The 20,892-nt window shown below is 47.7% G+C and carries 15 protein-coding genes; 12 read left to right on the forward strand and 3 right to left on the reverse strand.

The window, feature by feature from the left end:
* Positions 1-25: 25 nt before the first annotated feature.
* Positions 26-751 (reverse strand): two-component system response regulator OmpR, encoded by a 726-nt coding sequence (gene ompR / locus CBX96_RS10925; RefSeq protein WP_011718733.1) that lies wholly within the window; start codon positions 749-751, stop codon positions 26-28.
* 368 nt (positions 752-1,119) lie between these two features.
* Here ompR and CBX96_RS10930 point away from each other — a divergent pair, with 368 nt between their 5' ends.
* The 5 genes from CBX96_RS10930 to CBX96_RS10950 all read left to right on the forward strand — a co-directional run bounded on the left by CBX96_RS10930 (position 1,120) and on the right by CBX96_RS10950 (position 12,161).
* Entirely contained in the window at positions 1,120-6,000 is a 4,881-nt protein-coding gene (locus CBX96_RS10930) for a PAS domain S-box protein (RefSeq protein WP_109286713.1), read from the forward strand.
* Positions 6,001-6,020: 20 nt separating this feature from the next.
* A complete protein-coding gene (locus tag CBX96_RS10935; RefSeq protein ID WP_109286781.1) occupies positions 6,021-6,947 on the forward strand; it encodes a diguanylate cyclase in 927 nt (308 codons plus the stop codon).
* Positions 6,948-7,005: 58 nt separating this feature from the next.
* Positions 7,006-7,509, forward strand: coding sequence for a transcription elongation factor GreB (gene greB / locus CBX96_RS10940; RefSeq protein WP_011624531.1), 504 nt, complete (start codon positions 7,006-7,008; stop codon positions 7,507-7,509).
* A gap of 129 nt (positions 7,510-7,638) precedes the next feature.
* On the forward strand, positions 7,639-9,978 hold the full coding sequence (locus CBX96_RS10945) for a Tex family protein (RefSeq protein ID WP_109286714.1): 2,340 nt from the start codon (positions 7,639-7,641) through the stop codon (positions 9,976-9,978).
* A gap of 218 nt (positions 9,979-10,196) precedes the next feature.
* Positions 10,197-12,161 carry an LTA synthase family protein gene (locus CBX96_RS10950; protein WP_109286715.1) on the forward strand — a complete coding sequence of 655 codons (1,965 nt, stop codon included), beginning with the start codon at positions 10,197-10,199 and terminating at the stop codon, positions 12,159-12,161.
* Between the two features lie 66 nt (positions 12,162-12,227).
* Here the strand turns inward: CBX96_RS10950 and CBX96_RS10955 are convergent, their stop codons facing one another.
* Both CBX96_RS10955 and bioH read right to left on the reverse strand, forming a co-directional pair.
* The gene (locus CBX96_RS10955; RefSeq protein ID WP_023266455.1) at positions 12,228-12,782 is read right to left on the reverse strand and encodes a hypothetical protein; all 555 of its coding nucleotides are present in this window, start codon (positions 12,780-12,782) and stop codon (positions 12,228-12,230) included.
* 61 nt (positions 12,783-12,843) lie between these two features.
* Positions 12,844-13,638 (reverse strand): pimeloyl-ACP methyl ester esterase BioH, encoded by a 795-nt coding sequence (bioH, locus tag CBX96_RS10960; RefSeq protein WP_109286716.1) that lies wholly within the window; start codon positions 13,636-13,638, stop codon positions 12,844-12,846.
* Positions 13,639-13,663: 25 nt separating this feature from the next.
* On the opposite strand from bioH, the gene CBX96_RS10965 reads away from it, so the two are divergent.
* The 7 genes from CBX96_RS10965 (at position 13,664) to nfuA (ending at position 20,880) form a co-directional block, all read left to right on the forward strand.
* Entirely contained in the window at positions 13,664-14,452 is a 789-nt protein-coding gene (locus tag CBX96_RS10965) for a ComF family protein (protein ID WP_181382191.1), read from the forward strand.
* 168 nt (positions 14,453-14,620) lie between these two features.
* Positions 14,621-15,367: a helix-turn-helix transcriptional regulator gene (locus CBX96_RS10970; protein ID WP_109286717.1), complete on the forward strand. Its 747-nt coding sequence runs from the start codon at positions 14,621-14,623 to the stop codon at positions 15,365-15,367.
* 2 nt (positions 15,368-15,369) lie between these two features.
* The gene (locus CBX96_RS10975) at positions 15,370-16,047 is read left to right on the forward strand and encodes a response regulator transcription factor (protein ID WP_109286718.1); all 678 of its coding nucleotides are present in this window, start codon (positions 15,370-15,372) and stop codon (positions 16,045-16,047) included.
* The gene (locus tag CBX96_RS10980) at positions 16,034-17,278 is read left to right on the forward strand and encodes a HAMP domain-containing sensor histidine kinase (protein WP_109286783.1); all 1,245 of its coding nucleotides are present in this window, start codon (positions 16,034-16,036) and stop codon (positions 17,276-17,278) included. The genes CBX96_RS10975 and CBX96_RS10980 overlap by 14 nt, the downstream gene beginning before the upstream one ends.
* Before the next feature lie 189 nt (positions 17,279-17,467).
* Positions 17,468-18,232 (forward strand): outer membrane protein OmpK, encoded by a 765-nt coding sequence (locus CBX96_RS10985; protein ID WP_109286719.1) that lies wholly within the window; start codon positions 17,468-17,470, stop codon positions 18,230-18,232.
* A gap of 93 nt (positions 18,233-18,325) precedes the next feature.
* Entirely contained in the window at positions 18,326-20,074 is a 1,749-nt protein-coding gene (urdA, locus tag CBX96_RS10990) for a urocanate reductase (RefSeq protein WP_089068798.1), read from the forward strand.
* Positions 20,075-20,301: 227 nt separating this feature from the next.
* Positions 20,302-20,880: a Fe-S biogenesis protein NfuA gene (gene nfuA, locus CBX96_RS10995; RefSeq protein ID WP_011624525.1), complete on the forward strand. Its 579-nt coding sequence runs from the start codon at positions 20,302-20,304 to the stop codon at positions 20,878-20,880.
* Positions 20,881-20,892: the final 12 nt, after the last annotated feature.

Consider the following 20,892-nt stretch of genomic DNA (forward strand, 5'->3'; position numbering starts at 1 on the left):
ACTGACGACTTCAGGCAAGAGTGGCTCATCGACGGGCGGCGCCATCGGGCACAAACACATAACCTAGGCCCCACACGGTTTGGATATACCTTGGGTTAGCGGGATCCTTCTCAATTAAACGGCGTAGGCGTGAAACCTGTACGTCAATCGAGCGCTCCAGCGCCGAATAATCACGGCCACGGGCGAGGTTCATCAGTTTATCCCGCGATAAGGGTTCGCGTGGATGGGTGACTAACACTTTTAATACGGCGAACTCGCCACTGGTGAGTGCGATAGCCTCATTACCGTGGTACATCTCGCGGGTGGCTAAGTCGAGGGAGAACTCGCCAAAGCTAATTTCAGCCTCTTGCTGCGCGGGCGCGCCGGGGACATCTTGAATTTGGCGGCGCATTACCGCTTTGATCCGCGCCAATAACTCCCTCGGATTAAAGGGTTTTGGCAAATAGTCATCGGCACCGAGTTCTAAACCGATAATCCGGTCGACCTCATCGCCCTTGGCGGTGAGCATCACAATCGGAATGGTACTGCCCTGTTGGCGCAGACGACGGCAGATGGATAGCCCATCTTCACCGGGCAACATCAAATCGAGCACTATTAGGTGGAAGTTTTCACGCTCCAATAAACGGTCCATCTGCTCAGCATTGGCCGCACTGCGCACCTGATAGCCTTGCTCCATCAGGTAACGCTCGAGTAGTGCTCGTAGGCGCATATCATCATCGACGACGAGGATTTTCGAGGTTTCTTGTCCCATGGGATGTCCTTAAATTGCTCGGATTATTGCTTTTATTCTTTATGCCGTCATACAACAAAGATTAACTGGCTGAAATTGAAAACGAATCTGCCAAGAATGTGCTTAATATAGCTGGATTCAATCTGAGCGACTAGCTCATGATGTGAGTCAATGTCGACCGAATACGGCTAATTGCTAACTCATGTTAATACTAAGCAAATGAAATTGCATGGGAATCGTCACATTTATCTAGTATGTAACTGAAATTGTAACTAAATTGGCATTAGCTACTTTTGATGCATTTGTTGGGTTAACTTATCAGCTTTATGGCAAAAGTATTTTGATTAGTCCAGAATCATAACTCTATGATTATCAATTATTAGGTGTATATGACCCTGTCGATGAGTTACAAGCAAGCCTCCAAGTGGGGATTTTTCGTCTTGCTCGTAGGACTTTTTTTTAGTGCCGTGCTCGCTTGGCAGGTGAGTCGTATCAATTCGCAAACCATTTCTTTGGCGCTCGAAGCGAGCGCGCAGCAGATCAGTGAGAATGTCACCAACCGGATTGCCCTCTACCAATATGGCTTGAGGGGCGCCCGCGGCATGATCCTCACGGCGGGTGAAGATCATATCAGTCGCCCCATATTTCAAAACTATAGTCTGACGCGGGATGTGGATGGGGAGTTTCCCGGCGCACGCGGATTTGGCTTTATTCGGCGGGTCTCCAAAGAAAACGAAGCGCAGTTTTTAGCGCGGGTAAAGGCAGTCGATTGGCCTGACTACCATATTCGTCAGCTCAACCCCAACGAAGGGGAGAAGTATCTTATTGAATATATTGAACCGCTCGAGCGCAATAAGGAGGCGGTTGGTTTAGATATCGCCTCCGAGACCCACAGAAAAGAAGCCGCCGATCGCGCCATGCTGTCGGGTGAAGTGCAAATTTCCGCGCCGATTACCTTAGTGCAGGCCACGGGTAAGCCGCTGCAATCCTTCTTAATTCTGTTACCCGTTTACCGAACGGCTATTGTCCCTCCAACTCCGGAAGAGCGACTGGCTCAAGGGTTTGGTTGGAGTTATGCGCCGCTGGTGACGACCGAGATTTTAACGGGATTATCGCTGAATCAGAAAATGACCAAGCTGATGTTAAGCGACGTGACGGACGATAAGCAGCCGATCAATTTCTTCGAAACCCACGCCAATGATTTAAGCCCGCTATCGGATTACAGCTACAAGTTAAATAAGACGATTTTTGGTAGGCATTGGCAGTTTGAGGTAATGGCCTATCCAGCTTTTATCAAGTCATTACATCTCAATAAGCCCAGCTTAGTGTTACTCAGTGGCAGTTTGTTCAGTGTGTTGCTGGCGGCGTTGATCGCTATGTGGTCCTTAACCTTGCAACGTAAACAACAAGTGTTAGCCGAGCAAGCGCGCCGTGCCAGCATGTTGGAGCATTCCCTTGACGGCATTATCAGTTATGACCTCGCTGGCAATATTACCAGTTGGAACCAAGGTGCCGAGCGACTCTTTGGTTACACTGAGCAGCAGGCGCTGGGCTTACCCAGTAGCGAATTGATTATTCCGCCCAGCATAGTGCTGGAGGAACAGGCTCTGATGGCCGATGTGTTGACCGGCAAGACGGTACTCAATCGAGTATCGCGCCATCAACGTGCCGATGGCAGCAACCTGTCGACATCGACCACTGCCTTGCCGATTTACGACGAACATGGCGACATAGTGGGTTTGAGTCAAACCATTCGGGATATCACGGCCCAGCAGGATGCCGAGCGACATATTCTCAACCTCAACGCTAGCCTTGAGCGACAGGTGACCAAGCGTACCCATGCTTTGCAGCAGGCCTTACTCGAGAATCAGGCACTACTCGATACCATCAACCAGCAGCTACATTATTCGGTCACCGATTTAGATGGGGTGATTTTAGAGGTGAATGAGCACTTCTGTTTGATCAGTGGCTACGCGCGGGAGGAGTTAATAGGTCAAACCCACTCAGTGCTCAAGTCTGGGGAGCACGATGCCGCGTTTTGGCAGCGGATGTGGGAGCAGATTAAGGCCGGTAAATCTTGGCATGGGGAAATCTGTAACCAAGGGAAAGATCTGCAGCTGAAATGGTTCGATACTGTGATTGGCCCGGTCTTCGATGAGCATGGCAAAGTGGAGCGTTTTGTCGCGCTGCAAACCGATATTACCGAACGTAAATTAGCCCAGCTCGACAAAAATCGGATTGCGACTCTGCTGACCAATGTGCTGGATGCGGCCTCCGAAATATCGATTATTGCCGCCGATACTCAAGGCATCATCACCATCTTTAACCGCGGTGCCGAGCGTATGCTGGGATATTCCGCCGAGGAAATGGTTGGCAAAACCACCTCTGCACCTTTGCATCTTGCCGAGGAAGTCGCCGCTCGCGCCGCCGAGCTTTCTGCGGAGTACGGTGAAAAAATTCAAGGTTTTGACACCTTTGTCCATAAGGCGCGGGAAGAGGGCTCCGAGACTCGCACTTGGACTTATGTGCGTAAGGATGGCAGTCAATTCCAAGTCTCGCTCTCGGTGACAACATTGCGTGGTAATGATGGTGAAGTTTTGGGTTACCTTGGGATTGGCGTGGATATCTCGCAGATTCTCGCCCAGCAAGAGGCCTTACTCACGGCGAGTAATCACCTCAGTAAGGCGGCGGAAGTGGCTAAGCTGGGGATTTGGACCTGGAATCTGCTCGATAACTCGTTGCAGTGGAACGACCGCATGTTTGCCATGTATGACCAGCCAGAAAGCCTTAAACAGCAAGGTCTTAGCTATGAGCATTGGCGGATGCGTGTCCATCCCGATGATGTTGAAGAGGCCGAAGAAAAACTTAACCGTGCGGTTGAGTATGATGAACCCTATGATCCGATTTTCCGCGTGTTAACCACGGATGGTGCGGTGCGCTATGTGCAAGCGGGTGCCCAAGTAGAGCGCGACCGTCAAGGGAATGTGATCCGATTGATTGGTATCAACATCGATATTACTGCCCAGCGGCAGATTGAGGCGAATTTAAGGAGTGCCAAGCTGGAGGCGGATAACGCCAATGCCGCTAAGTCGGCGTTCCTTGCCAATATGAGCCACGAAATCCGTACCCCCATGAATGCGGTGTTGGGGATGTTGCAGTTGATGCAATATACCTCGCTCTCGGTGCAGCAGCAGGGCTATGTGAACAAGGCGCAAACGGCGGCTAAGTCATTGTTAGGGCTGCTTAACGACATTTTAGACTTCTCAAAAATCGATGCCGGCAAATTAAAACTCGATCCACACCCTTGCTCGATTGAGTTATTGATGCGGGATCTGGCGGTGGTGCTGTCGGCGAGCCACAACAATACCGATGTGGAAGTGATGTTCGATCTCGATGCGGCGCTGCCTCCTTGGCTGCTGGCCGATCAATTAAGGCTGCAGCAAATTCTGATCAACCTCGCGGGCAACGCACTCAAGTTTACCCCTCACGGGCAAGTGATTGTCGGCCTAGAATGTATTCGCCATGAGGCCGATACCGTTACTGTGCAGTTTTCGATTGTCGATAGTGGCATTGGCATCAGCGAAGAGCAAATTGAGCGGATTTTCACTGGGTTTGAGCAGGCTGAATCCTCAACCTCCCGCCGTTTTGGTGGCACGGGACTTGGGCTGGCTATCAGTAAACGTCTAGTTGAGTTAATGGGCGGACAACTGCAAGTCACCAGTAAAGTCGGGGTTGGTAGTCGCTTCTGGTTCGATTTGACCTTCCAAGTGATGGAGGTTGAAGCCCGCGCCCGCGCCGATTTGAGCCAATATCGCATTCTGGTGGTCGACGATAATCAAATCACGACCGAGATTTTATCGAAAATCCTCAGCGACTATGGCTGTCTGGTTGAAACCGCTTCTGGTGGTTATCAGGCCATTGAAAAGGTAAAACAGGCCAATGCAGCCGGACAGCAGTTTGATGTAGTGCTAATGGATTGGCGTATGCCGGATATCGACGGCCTACAAACCGCGGAAATGCTGAAAAACGCCGGAACTGGCAGTTATACCCCGCTGGTGGTGATGTTGACGGCCTACGGCCATGAAGTGATTGCCGAGAGCCAACACATTAATAACGTTCCCTTCGTCAACTTCTTAACTAAACCTGTCACCTCGCAAGTGTTGGTTGAAGCCGTGCTCAATGCCATCGAAGGCAAGACCATGGACTCGAATCCTAAGCCGCGCTCACAGCGTCTGTTAGCGGGGCTGACTCTGTTAGTGGTTGAAGACAATCAATTAAACCGTGAGGTGATTGAGGAGTTGCTGAGTTATGAAGGCGCCACCGTTGTGCTCGCAGGTGGCGGTGTGGAAGGGGTGGCACAGGTACTCGAAAGCGGTGACTTATACGATGCCGTGATTATGGATGTGCAAATGCCCGACATCGATGGGTTAGAGGCGACGCGGCGGATCCGTGCCGATGGTCGATTTGCCCAGTTGCCTATCCTCGCGATGACGGCCAATGCCTCGCAAACCGATAAGCAAGAATGCCTCGAGGCGGGGATGAATGCCCACGTCGGTAAGCCTATCGATATGCAGCTGCTGTTGCCGAATATTCTGCGTCTAGTGGGGCGTGATGTGACATCCCTCGAGCAGCATGAGTCTGCGCATCTCGACTCACAACACAATCTCGAGGGCGAAACCCTGCTCGACGATATTCGTTTGATTTTGCGTCGTTTTGGCGGCAACCAAGTGTTTTTCGAAAAAATGGCGAGCAGTTTTGCCCCCGAAATGACCAAGCAGCTAAGTCTGTTCAAGCAATCGACCAAAACCTTTGATTACGCCACTACAGCTGCGATCAGTCATGCGATTAAAGGCATTGCCAGCAACTTTGGCGCGAGGCGTTTAGCTGTGCATGCAGCATTTTTAGAAAAACAATTTAAACAAGAAGGCCTAGAGCTGCTGGAAATAAAATGCTGGACGGATACACTGGAGTCTTTAATTAATCAAAGTATTGAGCAGCTTTCTGGCTTTTTACCCAAGACACAGTTAAAACAGCCGCAATTGAGCGAGCCTGCAAACGGTGTTTTGGATATACAAAGTGTTCGAGCCGAGTTGGATAACTTGGCCTCCCTCTTACAGGAAAATAACTTAGAAGCCGTGACTCTTGTAGATAAACTCGCAAAACCGCTCTCACAGCATCCACAATGGACTGAGCTGAATGGACAAGTGCAATCCCTCGCCTTTATGCAAGCCTTAGAGACATTGCGTGCGATGATGTTGGAGGATGCCTAGTGCAGTATATCAGTGAACTCATGGCGACCCAGCAGGCCGTAAAGGGCAAGATTTTGATCGTGGATGATCAGCCTTTGAATATCAAAATCTTGCACCAACTCTTCCATGAAGAATATGAAATGTTCATGGCGACGAGCGGTGAGCAGGCTTTGCAAGTGTGCCAAAAGATGCAGCCCGATCTGGTGTTGTTAGACATCGAAATGCCCGGAATGTCGGGTTACGAGGTTTGTCAACAACTGAAGGCCGATCCCACCACAGCTAATATCGGGGTGATCTTTATTACCGCCCATTTTGATGAGGTTGAAGAGGTGAAGGGTTTCCAACTCGGCGCAGTGGATTTTATTCACAAACCGATTAACCCCATCATCACCAGCGCGCGGGTCAAGAACCAATATCAGCTGAAGCGCCAATCCGATGTATTGCACTCCATCGCCTTACTCGACAGTTTGACCGGGGTCGCTAACCGCCGTCAGTTTGAGCAGCGCTTACCCGAAATCTGGCGTTTTTGCTGTCGGAATCAAGCCTACTTATCCGTTATCATGCTGGATGTGGACTTTTTTAAGCGTTATAACGACCGCTATGGGCATCAAGAAGGTGACCAATGTTTGCGACTGGTTGCCGATGCCGCTAAGGGCATGTTAAAACGCCCCAACGATCTTATCGCGCGCTATGGTGGCGAGGAGTTTATCTGTATCCTGCCTGAGGCTAAGTTGTCTGGCGCCATGCGCCTCGCGCAGGCGATGGTGGATGCGGTGCAAGCCTTACACATAGAGAACTTGGGGTCAGATTTTGGCGAAGTCACTGTGAGTGCTGGTATTGCGACGATTCAACCCTTAGCCGATTTAAGTTGGGAGTCGCTCGTCGAAGTAGCGGATCAACAACTCTATCTGGCGAAGCATCATGGCCGTAATCAAGTGGTTGGTGTCGATATCGAACCGGCGCAATAGTCTAGTTTGTGTGTCGAGTAAGGCTACTCGGCATGGTTAAACCCGTGGAAAGTGAGTTATGAAAGCGCATTTGATCACCCGCCAAGGCTGGATGACCTTAGATAAAGAATTAAAATACCTGTGGAAGGAATATCGTCCGCAGATCACGCTTAAAGTGCAAGAGGCCGCCGCCCAGGGCGACCGAAGTGAAAACGCGGATTACACTTACAATAAAAGGCTTTTACGCCAAATCGATAGCCGTGTCAGATACTTAGTCAAACGCCTCGAAGAACTTAAAATCGTCGATTATTCTCCCCAGCAAGAAGGCAAAATTTACTTTGGCGCTTGGTTCGAGCTTGAAAACGAAGCGGGCGAGCGCGTGCGTTATCGTATTGTCGGCAAGGATGAGCTCGACACTAAACTGGGCTATATCACCATAGACTCTCCCATGGCGCGGGCACTGATCGGCAAACAGGTCGATGATGAAGTGGTCGTGCAAACCCCCTCGGGTCCAAAGGAATGGTATATCAACGACATCCGCTATACCCCATTCGAGACGCCGCTCGAGGGCGAGCCAGAATAACCTTTAGTAGATCAAACTCTCGTCGATTTTCATGCTGAAATCGACAGCATCATATGAAATAACGACTGCGCCTGTGGTATCTTGGGCGCAATTAGGATCAATCAAACCGTTAGGCACGATACTTTATTTATGCAGACTATTGCCCAAATTATTGCTCAGGAACTGAATGTTCAGGAGCATCAAGTCACTGCCACCATAGATTTGCTCGACAATGGTGCTACCGTTCCCTTCGTTGCCCGTTACCGTAAAGAAGCGACTGGGGGTTTAGATGACACCCAGTTACGTACGCTGCACACTCGTTTAGGTTATTTACGCGAGCTGAATGACAGACGTCAGGTCATTTTATCCAGCATTCAAACCCAGGGTAAGTTAACGCCTGAATTGCAACGGGAAATTGAAGGCGCGGACAGCAAGACCCGCCTCGAAGATCTGTATCTTCCCTTCAAGCCTAAGCGCCGTACTAAGGGGCAAATTGCGATTGAAGCGGGATTAGAGCCGCTTGTTGAAGCCGTGCTTGCCAATCGCAAGGCGGATATTGAAGCATTGGCTGCGGGTTATCTGAATCTCGAAGCGGGCTTTGCCGATACCAAAGCCGTACTGGAAGGCGCTCGTTATATTCTGATGGAACGTTACGCCGAAGATGCGGAATTACTACGTAAAGTTCGTGAACACCTTAGCCAAAACAGTGTGTTAGAGAGCCGTGTTATCGCCGGCAAAGAGAAAGAGGGCGCTAAGTTCCGCGACTATTTTGAGCACAGCGAGCCTCTGGCGAAAGTACCGTCACACCGCGCCTTGGCGATGTTGCGTGGTCGCAATGAGGGCTTCTTATCTCTATCCATGAATGCCGATCCAGCTGCCGAAGCGGGTCAGGGCAGTTACTGCGAAGTGATCATTAGCGAGCACTTAGGCCTAAAACTCGGCGAGAGCAGTGTTGATCAATGGCTTAAGACCGTTGTGACCGCCACATGGCGGATTAAAATTGCTCTGCAGATGGAAACTGAGTTTATCTCGCAAATGCGTGAGCGCGCCGAAGCAGAAGCCATTAAAGTGTTTGCCCGCAACTTAGGCGACTTACTTATGGCCGCACCAGCGGGCGCTAAGGCGACTATGGGTCTAGACCCGGGGCTACGCACGGGCGTTAAAGTGGCAGTGGTGGATAACACGGGTAAGCTGGTCGCACACACGACTATCTTCCCCCATGCGCCGCAGAATTTGTGGGACAAGTCGATTCGTACCTTAGCCAACTTAGCGCAAATGCATAAGGTGGAATTAATTGCGATTGGTAACGGCACTGCATCCCGCGAAACTGACAAGTTAGCGGGTGAGTTGATTGCCAGCCTTAAGGATAGCCAACCGCAACTGACCAAGGTGATGGTGAGTGAAGCGGGTGCTTCCGTGTATTCCGCCTCAGAACTCGCCGCGCTGGAGTTCCCTGAGCTGGACGTGTCTATTCGTGGCGCCGTTTCGATTGCACGCCGTTTACAGGATCCCTTAGCGGAACTGGTGAAGATTGAGCCTAAATCCATCGGTGTGGGTCAATACCAGCACGATGTGAGTCAAAGCCAGCTATCTAGCTCGCTCGAAGCCGTGGTCGAAGACTGCGTAAACGGTGTGGGCGTGGATTTAAACATGGCGTCAGTGCCTTTGCTGTCGCAGGTGGCGGGGTTAAACAAAACCTTAGCGAAAAACGTGGTTGATTACCGCGATGCCTATGGCGCCTTCAAAAACCGTAAAGAACTGCTGAAAGTGCCGCGCTTAGGCCCTAAAGCCTTTGAACAAGCAGCGGGCTTTTTGCGGATCCGTGATGGCGACAATCCATTGGATATGTCGGCGGTTCACCCCGAAGCCTATGCGCTGGTTGAAACCATTGCTAAGACCAAGCAAGTGGAGTTGGCGAGCCTTATCGGTAATTCTGAGCTGCTACGCAATATCAAACCGCAGGAGTTTACGACCCCTGAGTTTGGTTTACCGACAGTGACCGACATCCTCAGCGAGCTGGATAAACCGGGTCGTGACCCCCGTGGTGAGTTTAAAACCGCCAAGTTTAAGGATGGGGTTGAGGAGCTTAAGGATCTGAAACCTGAGATGATCCTCGAAGGTGTTGTCACCAACGTGACTAACTTTGGTGCCTTTGTGGATATCGGTGTGCATCAAGATGGTTTGGTGCATATCTCGTCATTAACCGACAAATTTATTACCGATCCCCATACTGTGGTCAAAGCGGGTGATGTAGTGAAAGTGAAGGTGATGGAGGTCGATGTCGAGCGTCGTCGTATCGGGTTGAGTATGCGTTTGGATGAGGCTATCGATCAGAGCAAGGCTCAAATTCGCGGCCCATCCCAAGGTAAGCCACAGGCTCATAAGGGCAATGCCCAGCATAAGTCTTCGCGCCCCGCGCAAAAAGCGGCACCTGTCAACGCGGCCATGGGCAATGCCTTTGCAGACGCCTTCGCAAAGCTGAAAAAGTAATCTGACTCAGGTCGGCTCGGATACACACCTGTGTTCGAGTCGACATTTTTTTACTTGTTAGCCACAAAATTGTTGCATATATGCTGTCCTAGGTAATATAAAGTCGGCATTTAATGCAACGTTAAGCAAAATCGGTTGTCATACCACAACTTTTTCACCGATTTTTTTCAAATTGACACTCCAAAGCTGAGTGGAAGTTTAATGTTTTGGGGTTATACATGCAGTCAGGTTCATCCGCTCGTGGACGCCAGCCCGCCCATGGGCCATTTCGCGTCATTCTTGTTTTCAGTCTGTTAGTACTCGTTATTGCTACGGCAAGCCGCATCGGCTTAGGTTTGTGGCAGGGCGAACGTGTGGCCGCCGTTGACGGTTGGTCGCATCTGCTACTACAAGGTATTCGTGTCGATATCGCAACCCTGTGTTGGTTATGGGGTGTCGCCGCCTTAGGTACGGCGTTGTTTTCGGGTGAACACCTGCTAGGCCGTATTTGGCAATGGGTGCTGCGCCTATGGCTAACCTTAGGTCTGTGGGCCATTGTATTCCTTGAGGTTTCAACGCCAGCCTTTATTGAGGAATACGGCATTCGCCCGAACCGCTTGTATGTGGAGTATTTGATTTACCCCAAAGAAGTGCTGTCGATGCTGTGGGCGGGACGCAAGCTGGAGCTGATTTTCTCTGTGCTGCTTACCCTAGCGACGCTGTGTGGCGGTTGGATACTCAGCGGTAAGTTGACTAAAAATCTGCGTTTCCCACGTTGGTATTGGCGTCCTGTGTTAGCTGTCATGGTGATCGTCGTGACCCTATTGGGCGCGCGCTCAACCTTAGGTCATCGTCCAATCAACCCAGCGATGGTGGCATTTGCCGACGATCCATTAGTGAACTCCCTCGTGATTAACTCTGCTTATTCGTTAGTGTTTGCAATCAAGCAAATGGGCAGCGAAGAAGATGCCTCTAAGGTGTATGGCTCATTAGATAGAGATGAGATCATCAAGACCATCAGACAAGAGAGTGGCCGCCCCGAGAGTGCCTTTACCTCGAGCGATATCCCTTCATTGAGCTTTAACCAGGCCAGCTACAGCGGTAAACCGAAAAACTTAGTCATCCTGTTACAGGAAAGCTTAGGCGCCCGCTTTGTGGGGAGCTTAGGTGGTATGCCCTTAACGCCGAATATCGATGCGCTCTCACAGGAAGGTTGGTATTTCGATAATCTTTACGCCACTGGCACACGTTCAGTGCGCGGAATCGAAGCGGTCACCACAGGTTTTACGCCAACGCCGGCACGCGCCGTGGTGAAACTCGGTAAGAGTCAGACGGGCTTTTTCACTCTCGCTGAATTGCTGAAAAACCACGGTTACACCACCCAATTTATCTACGGTGGTGAGAGCCATTTCGACAACATGCGCAGTTTCTTCCTCGGTAATGGATTTAGCGACATTATCGACCAGAAGGATTATAAGTCTCCGGCCTTTGTTGGCTCGTGGGGCGCATCCGACGAAGATTTAATGCGTAAGGCGAATAGTGAGTTCGAGCGTCTTCACAGTGAGGGTAAGCCATTCTTTAGCTTGGTGTTTAGCTCGAGTAACCACGACCCATTCGAATTCCCCGATGGCCGCATTGAGCTGTATGAACAACCTAAGCAAACCCGCAATAACGCGGCCAAATATGCCGATTATGCGATTGGTGAGTTCTTCAAACTGGCGAAAAATGCTGACTACTGGAAGGACACTATTTTTATCGTAGTGGCCGACCACGATAGTCGCGTAGGGGGGGCCGATTTGGTGCCGGTATCTCGCTTCCGTATTCCGGGGTTAATCATTGGAGATAATGTTGCGCCAAAACGCGATCACCGTATTGTGAGTCAAATCGACTTGCCGCCAACCCTGTTATCTTTGATTGGTATTTCAGACTCTTACCCTATGTTAGGTCGTGACTTAACTCAGGTCAGCGATGATTGGCCGGGGCGTGCGCTGATGCAATACGATAAAAACTTTGCCCTGATGGAAGGTAAAGATGTGGTTATCCTGCAGCCAGAGAAAGCTGCGCAGGGCTTCCAGTACGATGAAAAGACTGAGCACTTAACACCTTATGCCCCTGCGGCGCAGGCGCTGGAGAAAAAGGCCTTAAGTTGGGCCCTGTGGGGCAGCCTAGCCTACCAGCAAGAGCTGTATCGCTCGGGTAAATAACCGAATTAAAAATGCCGCTGATTAGCGGCATTTTTATTTTCAAACTTATCTTTAAACCAGCAGATTTTAAATCCAAGCCGACATAGCAGGTTCGGCTTCGGGCTGAGTTTGCTGCGCATAATACTGGCCAATACGCTGTCCAACTTGTTGATAAAACTGAGGGGATTCCCCTTGCATCGGCTGACGCGCCGCCGCAGTCGTGGTTTTCGCTGTAGTATTGGCGGGGCGGGGAGTATTTTGGCCGACCTTTAACCGAATATCCTTACGCTGCAGCGCCGCAGGGCCGCGCACTGGCACTTTAAGGGTTTTAGGCAGCGCACGATCGGCAGCAACTAGGGGCGCTTGTTTCTCTTGCTGTTGCTGGCTCTGCTGCTGTGAAGACTGCTGTTGTTGCTGTTTGTCTTGAACTTGCTGCTGATTTTGCTCGAGTAAGCGCGCCTGCTGCTGAGTTTGGTCTGCGGTACGTTCATTTTGCGGATTAAAAGCGCGCTCTTCATGGCCCTTAGTCGCAGCCTGTGGTGGGATCACGACAGGCTTGAGCTGATTGTCGACCCGAGCCGAGTCCGTTGCGACATTGGTGGTCGCTATCGGAACTTGGGGGTAGTTACTGACAAGCAGCATGAAAAAATCCTTATGGCCTTAATGGTTAAATACTAGCCACTTATTGTGCAAAGATAAAGCACTAGTCCCTAAATTGCGCCAGCCAAGGTGTGATTGCCTGTAAAAATTCTTCTCTGTGGGAAACAAACGGTGCGTGGGATGCCCTGGCAAGCATCACATCGGTGATCTGGTTTGCGGTTGGCATCTTAGGTTGTACGCGTTTGGGCACGAGTCCATCGAGTCGCCCCCAGATCCTAAGCCAAGGTTGCTGTATCGCCGAGAGATGTGGCCTAAGATCGATTTGATTCAACATATCCAAACCTTGAGTCAAGGCGGCAGCATCGGGTAACGGACGCGCTAGCACTAAATCCCGCAGCTGCTTAATATCGTCTTTGGCGGTTTCGCTGCCCATGGCCTGAATCGCTAAAAAGCGCTCAATCGTTTTTGGTAAATTTTGCCCAAGCTGCTCGCCAAACATGCTGAGCACCTGCGGTGGAATGCCGGGCCATGCTTCTTCCTCCCTCGCCATAAAACAGGGCGAGGAGGCGATAGTCATTAATCCTCTGACATGGGATGGATAGCTTATGGCGGCTTGGGTGGCTACTAATCCACCCAGTGACCAGCCGGCCCAAATCGCATTGGCGGGTAAGGCATGAATTAGCGCATCCACCCAAGTCGATAAATCGCCCGCGATTGGCTGACTTAAGCCAAAGCCCGGCAGATCGACATAGTGGACTCTATACTCAGAAAGCTGCTCATGGAGCGGCGTGAAGACGGCGCTATTAACACCCCAACCATGGAGCATGACCAGATCCGGCCCTTGGCCTCGGGTGTCGATACGCAGTTGCGGATGATGGGCTGGCGTCGCAGAGTTCACTAAAATACCTCTAATAGGAAGTTGTATGTCGGGCGATAGCAAATGGACTTGGTCGCAACAGGGGGCGAAGCTGTTACGCATAGTTTCGCATTTGGGGCAGCGTTACTTGGCGGGCAGTTTACCTAACCGCTGCTTACTGTGCCACCAATCCCTCAATGCAAAGGAAGCCGGATTTTGCCAGATATGCCTGCAAACGGGCTTATATCACAGCCCAATTTGTTTAGGTTGTGGAAAATCCATGCCGCTTGAACTCGAATATTGCGGTGAGTGCCTACGGCATCAACCGCGAAAAGTCATCGCACCTTGTAGTTATCATCAAGGCTTTGGCCCTTGGATAGCGGCCATTAAATATCAGGGGCAACTCGCCGCTTTACCCATATTGTGCCAAGCCTTAGTGGCGCGCATTGGTCAGCTCGAACAACAAGACTTAATCACTCTACCGCAGGCCATAGTGCCAGTCCCTTTACATCCGAATCGGCTGCGCCAACGTGGATTTAATCAAGCATGGTTAATTGCCCATGAATTATCGAAGCAGCTCTCGCTGCCACTGGTCAGTGACGGATTAATTCGGCGGCAGGATACCCGCCCACAAGCCGGACTCAATGGCGCACAGCGCCGGCGAAATCTACAGGATGCTTTTGAGTTAAATGCCGATTTTGCCTATCAACGGATTGCGCTGGTGGACGATGTGGTCACCACGGGGACCACAGTGGCAGAAATTGCCCGCTTGTTCGAGGCGCGATATATACAAGTGCAAATATGGTGTATCGCCAGAGCCGAAGCACCGGGTTTATTGGAAGCGTTTGAGGAGTAGGCAAGCGGCAATGCATTTTACCTTTGCTTACGTCAAAACAATGTCAAAAAAACGACAAATAAAAAATAAGTTTTATTTTTGGGATCAGATGTAAGTATATGTATCAATAGGTTTTGTTTATTATTTGTATTGAGATACCTTCCTTTATTATTTGGTTTGGGGGTATTTATGGAAGCTAAACAGGCTCTATCAAATGCAAATAGGGTATCGACGTTACAAGACGTTATTCAGGAAATTAGTGCTTCATTGAAACTGCACGGTTTTAGTGGTTTTTGGTTTCAGGGGATCCCACACTGTGCTTATGAAAACTATCATTTTCCGAAAGATACCAGTTTATTTTCCCCAACGGCATTGCGTAAACCGACCGCTAGCGTAGCTTCTTCACCTGTGGTTGCTCAATTACAGCGCTTTTATTTAAATCAAGTGGCCGCTAGTGATGCTAATTTTGGTTTTTCACTCGACACATCAAAACCCTACGCATATAAATTTATAAGTGAAAAAAACAATAAGGCAAGCGTACTGTTTAATAAGCACAATATTCAGACTGTCCTGAGTTGGCCTATTGCGTGTCACAAGCAATGTCGTTGGACTGGTCGTTTTATACTACTGAGTCACCGAAATAATTCAGACCTAATGTTAGACGGATTAGCAGATACGTTAAAGGATGCGCAACACAAACTATTTGAATTCAACAAACCCCAATTCAATCCATTTTTACAAAGTCCCCTGATAAAAGAAAATGCCAGAGATATTTTGCAAATGGTTGCAAATGGTTTGCAAAACGATGAAATTTCTACTCAGCTCCCGATAAGTGTTAGAGGAGTTGAATATCATATGGAAACCATGCGGAAAAAATTTGGTGCAGCTAATAGGGCAAACTTGGTTCATTTGGCGCACCAATATGAGTTGATTTAAATATGTTGATATTACTGGTTGAGGATAATCGGCTGTTATCAAGTAACATCATTCAATATCTTGAGTTAAGTGGCATTGAGTGTGATTACGCATTTAATTTAGCCCAAGCAGATATGCTCATTAGCCGGCAACAATTTGACGCTATTATCCTGGATCTTAATTTACCGGACGGTGATGGAATAAAAGCGTGTGAACGGTGGAAAGCACAGTGCATTACTTCACCCGTGATTATGTTAACTGCACGCAGTAGCCTTAAAGAACGTTTGAGTGGGTTTGCGGTTGGGGCTGACGATTACCTAGTAAAGCCTTTTGCGATGGAAGAGTTGGTTGCACGACTAAAAGTGGTTGCCCAGCGTCGACCTGCGCCTCAACGTCTCACCATCGGTGATCTAGAAATAGATTTTGGGAATCATCTGGTTTATCGCCAAGGACTATTGCTTACGTTATCTAAAACAGGTTGGCAGATCTTAGCGTTATTAGCGCGGCGCAGCCCAGAAACGGTCAGTCGAGAAGAAATTGAGCGATTGATTTGGCCTGATAGTATTCCGGATAGTGATAGCCTACGCAGCCATGTTCATCTTCTACGTAGAGTGCTCGATAAGCCCTTCGAACACCAATTGCTGCATACGATTCGTGGGGTTGGATTAAGTCTTAGAGATGACTCTGATGCAAGTTCCTAAGCTTAGCCTTAAGCGAAGCTACCAAGTATGGGGTGTTATTTTCCTATTAATCACATTAGCGGTTAATAGCTTTATCCCTCTCTGCATGATGTGTGCCGGGATGATTTCGATGCATAAAATCACGGTTCATAATGCGGGGCAATCTGCTGAATTAATATTAGAATTAGCTGAAAGCACTCAGTCGCATAAACCTTCAGTTAAACAACCCATTCTAAAAACGGATAATCTTACCGTCTATGCTAATTGGCATGAGCTCCCTTCGAACATTCGGGCACTGACTAATAATAAAGCCCTCTCTGATACTAATAAGATTGTATATGAGCATGCTGAAGGCCCCTATGTTGATGCATTAAGTGTGTATTACACGAAAGATAATATAGCTCTCTATATTTGGTTGCATATCAATGTAACCCATGATTTACAATTTGCACCCAAAAATATGACGGCAATTTTACTTCTGATATTAATTACTTTTTCTGCGAGTGCTGGTCTTGCTTTTTATATGCAAAGTAAAGTGATCACTCCTATTCGTCAGATTAGCCATGCAATAAAGCAGCATGATTGGATTGGTGGGAAAAAATTAAGGTTACCCGAACAGGAATATGCTGAGTTAAGGGCTATTGTTGATGCCTTAGATAACTCGATATTACAACTCCAGGAAGCTCAGCTGCGAGAGTTAAATTTTTTACGCTTTGCTAGCCATGAGTTACGTACACCCGTTGCGATATGTCAGTCATCATTTGAAATTCTTACCCTGCAACAAGGAGAACTCACTGGTGCAACTCTAAATGCTTCTCAAGCAACAGGGCAAATGAAGTCACTTATTGAAACATTACTCTGGCTAACGAATAAAGAATGCGTTGTTATGGAAAAGGAGGTAGTAGCTATCTATCCCTTGCTTTTTAATATTGTTGAGGAGCAAAAACGAGTGCATGGACTAGATCGAAATATACAGTTAGTGACAGATAGCACACGATTATTAGTACAGCTGCATCCGCTACGAATTGTTATCAGTAATTTGTTAAGAAATAGCATGGAGCATGGTGGTGCTAATATACATATCACTCAAAGTGGACATTCAATAGAGATAGTTAACTCGTATAGTGGACAAGGCAATAGTGGTTTTGGGCTAGGTTTACTGTTGGTCAGGCGGTTAGCGCAACAATTAGGGTGGATTTTTGAAATATCATCAGAAAATAATCTGTTTATATCAAGGTTAGAAATAAAATAAGTATATTTAAAGTGTAGTTTTACTGCGTAAAACCACACACATTTCCAAATCAAAAAACTTTTAAATCATAGATCACATAGCCTTTTACTTGATTGTAGTAAAAATATCATTAAATGGTTTCTCTACTAAAAAATCATTTTTATGGTGAGGAGACTACTGTCTGGTCAGACATAATGGTGTGGAGGATTTATGTTGAATAAAAGTATGGTGTCCGCTTTATTAAGCACAATTTTCATTAGTGCTTCAGCCTATGCCGATGTTACTAAAACTAGTGTAGATCTGGGTTATAAGTTTTATACCGAGAGTACAAAAGATGATAACCCAGGGGTATTTAATCAACCATTTGTTAAATTAAATCATTTAGGGATTGGGGATTGGGGGACCTATTTTGCGAATATAAAATTAGAAAACCCTGCAGAACTGGCCGAGAATCAGAAAAATAAGGATGGGAAAACAACACTTAAGTCATTAATGATACTAGAAAATCAGCTAGGTGAATCTAACTTCAATTTTTGGACGCAAAACTTTATATCAGCTAGTGAAACCTTAGTCGAAGACAATCTTTATCTAGGTTTAACACATAATACAAAATTCAAGTCTCTATCATTAAATTATGGTGTTGGCTTTAATTATACCTTTGGCAATTTCTCTCCTACATCAGAGAAGTTTAACGATTTATCCGGCTACGCACTTGTTGTAAATGCAAAATATCCATTTGAACTATTAGGGGCTAAACATAGCCTTAATCTAAATTACGAGGCTCAGATTGATCGGGATAAGGCGCATCAGGAACTATTTTCTTATGAAAGTTATGGTCACCAAATTATAACTACGTTGCAGACGAGTTTGACTGATTTAATATACACCAAACTGCATCTTACCCATTATGACAGTTGGGGGGCACAATATAATGATGGAATTGAATGTGGTGTGTCTGTCGGTTATCAGTTTTGAATAAAATAAGCTACTAAATATTTTAAATAAGTATATTACTTATAATTCATGTTGATTTTAAAATTTCTATACATTTAATACAGAGGGACTGTAATGCATTATAAACAATCCATCATAGGTCTTGCTATTACTGCACTCATTGTGGTCGCGGGTTGTCAAGTGACACATCAAATAGTCAAAAGCCAAGGCACGGCTCAAGGTAAGCATGGCGAAGTGCAGGTTGAAACCACATTTAAAGACGGTCATATCGTTGCGATTGATGTACTCAAGCAAAAGGAAAATAAAGTTCTTGCGGGAGCAGTATTTCGTGATGTGAAGCAAGCGATTATTGATAACAACTCTGTCGATGTTGACGGTATTACTGGGGCGACAGTGACATCGAATGCACTTAAAGAAGCCGTCAGTAAAAGTATCGAAGCCGCAGGCGTCACATTGGCAGCAGTTGCTGCCGCAAAAAAAACGGAAGCTGTGACACCGACCGAATATACCTATGACGTTGTGGTGATTGGTTCGGGTGGGGCTGGATTTAGTGCGGGCTTAGAGGCTATGGCTGCAGGTCGAACGGCTGTTATTATTGAAAAAATGCCGATCGTTGGTGGTAACTCATTGATTTCTGGTGCTGAGATGAATGTGGCCGGAAGCTGGGTACAGAAAAACATGGGTATAACTGATAGCAAAGAGTTGTTTATCAGCGATACCTTAAAAGGTGGGGACTTTAAGGGCGATCCCGAAATGGTTAAGACCATGGCAGACAATGCCGTCGAGGCCGCAGAGTGGTTAAGGGATTATGTAAAAGTTGAGTTTTATCCCGACCAATTATTCCAATTTGGTGGACATAGCGTTAAACGGGCTTTAATCCCTAAAGGCCACACCGGTGCTGAAGTGATCAGTAAGTTTTCTATTAAAGCTGAAGAAGTTGGTTTACCTATTCACACCAACACCAAAGCGGAGCGATTACTTCAAGATCAAACGGGGCGGGTTGTTGGCGTCGAGGCGACTCACAATGGTAAAACCATCACTTATCATGCTAAACGCGGTGTGATTGTTGCCACCGGTGGCTTCTCATCAAATATGGAAATGCGTAAGAAATACAACCCTGAGTTAGATGAGCGTTACGGCAGTACGGGACATTCAGGTGGTACTGGTGATGGGATTGTTATGGCGGAGAAGATTCACGCGGCTGCTAAAAACATGGGCTATATCCAGTCATATCCTATTTGTAGCCCTACATCAGGTGCGATTGCGCTGATTGCTGATGCACGTTTTTTTGGAGCTGTGCTAATTAACCAGAATGGTGAGCGTTTTGTGGAAGAACTGGACCGCCGAGATGTGATTTCGCAGGCCATTCTGGCACAGCCAGGACGTTATACCTATGTGTTATGGAATCAAGCTATCGAGGACGTTGCCCATACGGTTGAAATGCACCAAGGCGAACTGAAAGAATTTACCAAAGATGGGCTAATGTACAAGGTTGATACCTTAGAAGAAGCGGCCAAAGTCTTTAATATTCCTGAAGATAAGCTATTAGCAACGATTAAAGACGTTAATCACTATGCCGCAACTGGCAAGGATGAAGCCTTTAACCATCGCTCTGGTTTAGTCGATTTAAGCAAAGGACCATATTGGATTTTAAAAGCGACTCCTTCTGTGCACCACACTATGGGGGGGCTTGTGGTTGATACTCACACTCGTGTGCTAGATGAAAAAGGAAATATTATTCCTGGTTTGTTTGCCGCAGGTGAAGTGACAGGCTTAACCCACGGTACAAACCGACTAGGTGGTAATGCGTACACAGATATTATTGTGTTTGGTCGTATTGCAGGCCAAGAAGCTGCTAAGTAGAGCATGGTTTGTTGCAAGTAAAAGCGGCCTTTCGGTCGCTTTTTTGCCTTGAAAGAAGGATATTTTACTCATTTATTTGAGCCCTTTATCTGAGCGTGAAAGCGTGATGGATTTAGCAAAATTCCAGAACTTGCTACCCTAGGGACTACAAAGCGCGTGTGAGTAGGAGTATCATACGCCTAATTCTTACTAAAACACTCAGGTATCCCCTGACGGAGCTGGTTTCCATGATTACTATTTCCGATGCGGCTCAGGCCCATTTTGTAAAGTTGTTAGCCGATCAACCTGAAGGCACTCATATTCGCGTATTTGTGATCAGTCCAGGTACCGCACAAGCCGAGTGTGGCGTGTCTTACTGCCCGCCTGACGCCGTTGAAAGCGATGATATTGAATTAGAATTCAATGGCTTTAGCGCTATGGTTGACGAGAAGAGTGCGCCTTTCTTAGAAGAAGCCTCAATCGACTTCGTGACCGATCAATTAGGTTCGCAATTAACCCTTAAAGCCCCTAACGCTAAAATGCGTAAAGTGGCTTCAGATGCGCCTTTAGCCGAGCGTGTTGAGTATGTGATCCAATCTGAAATCAACCCACAACTGGCAAGCCATGGTGGTAACATCATGCTGGTTGAAATCACCCAAGAAGGCGTAGCAGTACTGCAGTTTGGCGGTGGTTGTAACGGTTGTTCGCAAGTTGATATCACCCTAAAAGATGGTATCGAGAAGCAACTACTCGATATGTTCCCAGGTGAACTCTCAGGTGTGAGCGATGTGACCGATCACCAACACGGTGCGCATTCTTACGCTTAAGCGGGTGTTGAA

It is taken from the genome of Shewanella sp. BC20 (assembly GCF_003129585.1).
Taxonomy (GTDB): domain Bacteria; phylum Pseudomonadota; class Gammaproteobacteria; order Enterobacterales; family Shewanellaceae; genus Shewanella; species Shewanella seohaensis.

Excerpts from the sequence above, each read along its gene's own strand:
- ompR (WP_011718733.1), bottom strand. The coding sequence starts at position 751 with ATGGGACAAGAAACCTCGAAAATCCTCGTCGTCGATGATGATATGCGC.
- CBX96_RS10930 (WP_109286713.1), top strand. The coding sequence starts at position 1,120 with ATGACCCTGTCGATGAGTTACAAGCAAGCCTCCAAGTGGGGATTTTTC.
- CBX96_RS10935 (WP_109286781.1), top strand. The coding sequence starts at position 6,021 with ATGGCGACCCAGCAGGCCGTAAAGGGCAAGATTTTGATCGTGGATGAT.
- greB (WP_011624531.1), top strand. The coding sequence starts at position 7,006 with ATGAAAGCGCATTTGATCACCCGCCAAGGCTGGATGACCTTAGATAAA.
- CBX96_RS10945 (WP_109286714.1), top strand. The coding sequence starts at position 7,639 with ATGCAGACTATTGCCCAAATTATTGCTCAGGAACTGAATGTTCAGGAG.
- CBX96_RS10950 (WP_109286715.1), top strand. The coding sequence starts at position 10,197 with ATGCAGTCAGGTTCATCCGCTCGTGGACGCCAGCCCGCCCATGGGCCA.
- CBX96_RS10955 (WP_023266455.1), bottom strand. The coding sequence starts at position 12,782 with ATGCTGCTTGTCAGTAACTACCCCCAAGTTCCGATAGCGACCACCAAT.
- CBX96_RS10965 (WP_181382191.1), top strand. The coding sequence starts at position 13,664 with ATGTCGGGCGATAGCAAATGGACTTGGTCGCAACAGGGGGCGAAGCTG.
- CBX96_RS10970 (WP_109286717.1), top strand. The coding sequence starts at position 14,621 with ATGGAAGCTAAACAGGCTCTATCAAATGCAAATAGGGTATCGACGTTA.
- CBX96_RS10975 (WP_109286718.1), top strand. The coding sequence starts at position 15,370 with ATGTTGATATTACTGGTTGAGGATAATCGGCTGTTATCAAGTAACATC.
- CBX96_RS10980 (WP_109286783.1), top strand. The coding sequence starts at position 16,034 with ATGCAAGTTCCTAAGCTTAGCCTTAAGCGAAGCTACCAAGTATGGGGT.
- CBX96_RS10985 (WP_109286719.1), top strand. The coding sequence starts at position 17,468 with ATGTTGAATAAAAGTATGGTGTCCGCTTTATTAAGCACAATTTTCATT.
- urdA (WP_089068798.1), top strand. The coding sequence starts at position 18,326 with ATGCATTATAAACAATCCATCATAGGTCTTGCTATTACTGCACTCATT.
- nfuA (WP_011624525.1), top strand. The coding sequence starts at position 20,302 with ATGATTACTATTTCCGATGCGGCTCAGGCCCATTTTGTAAAGTTGTTA.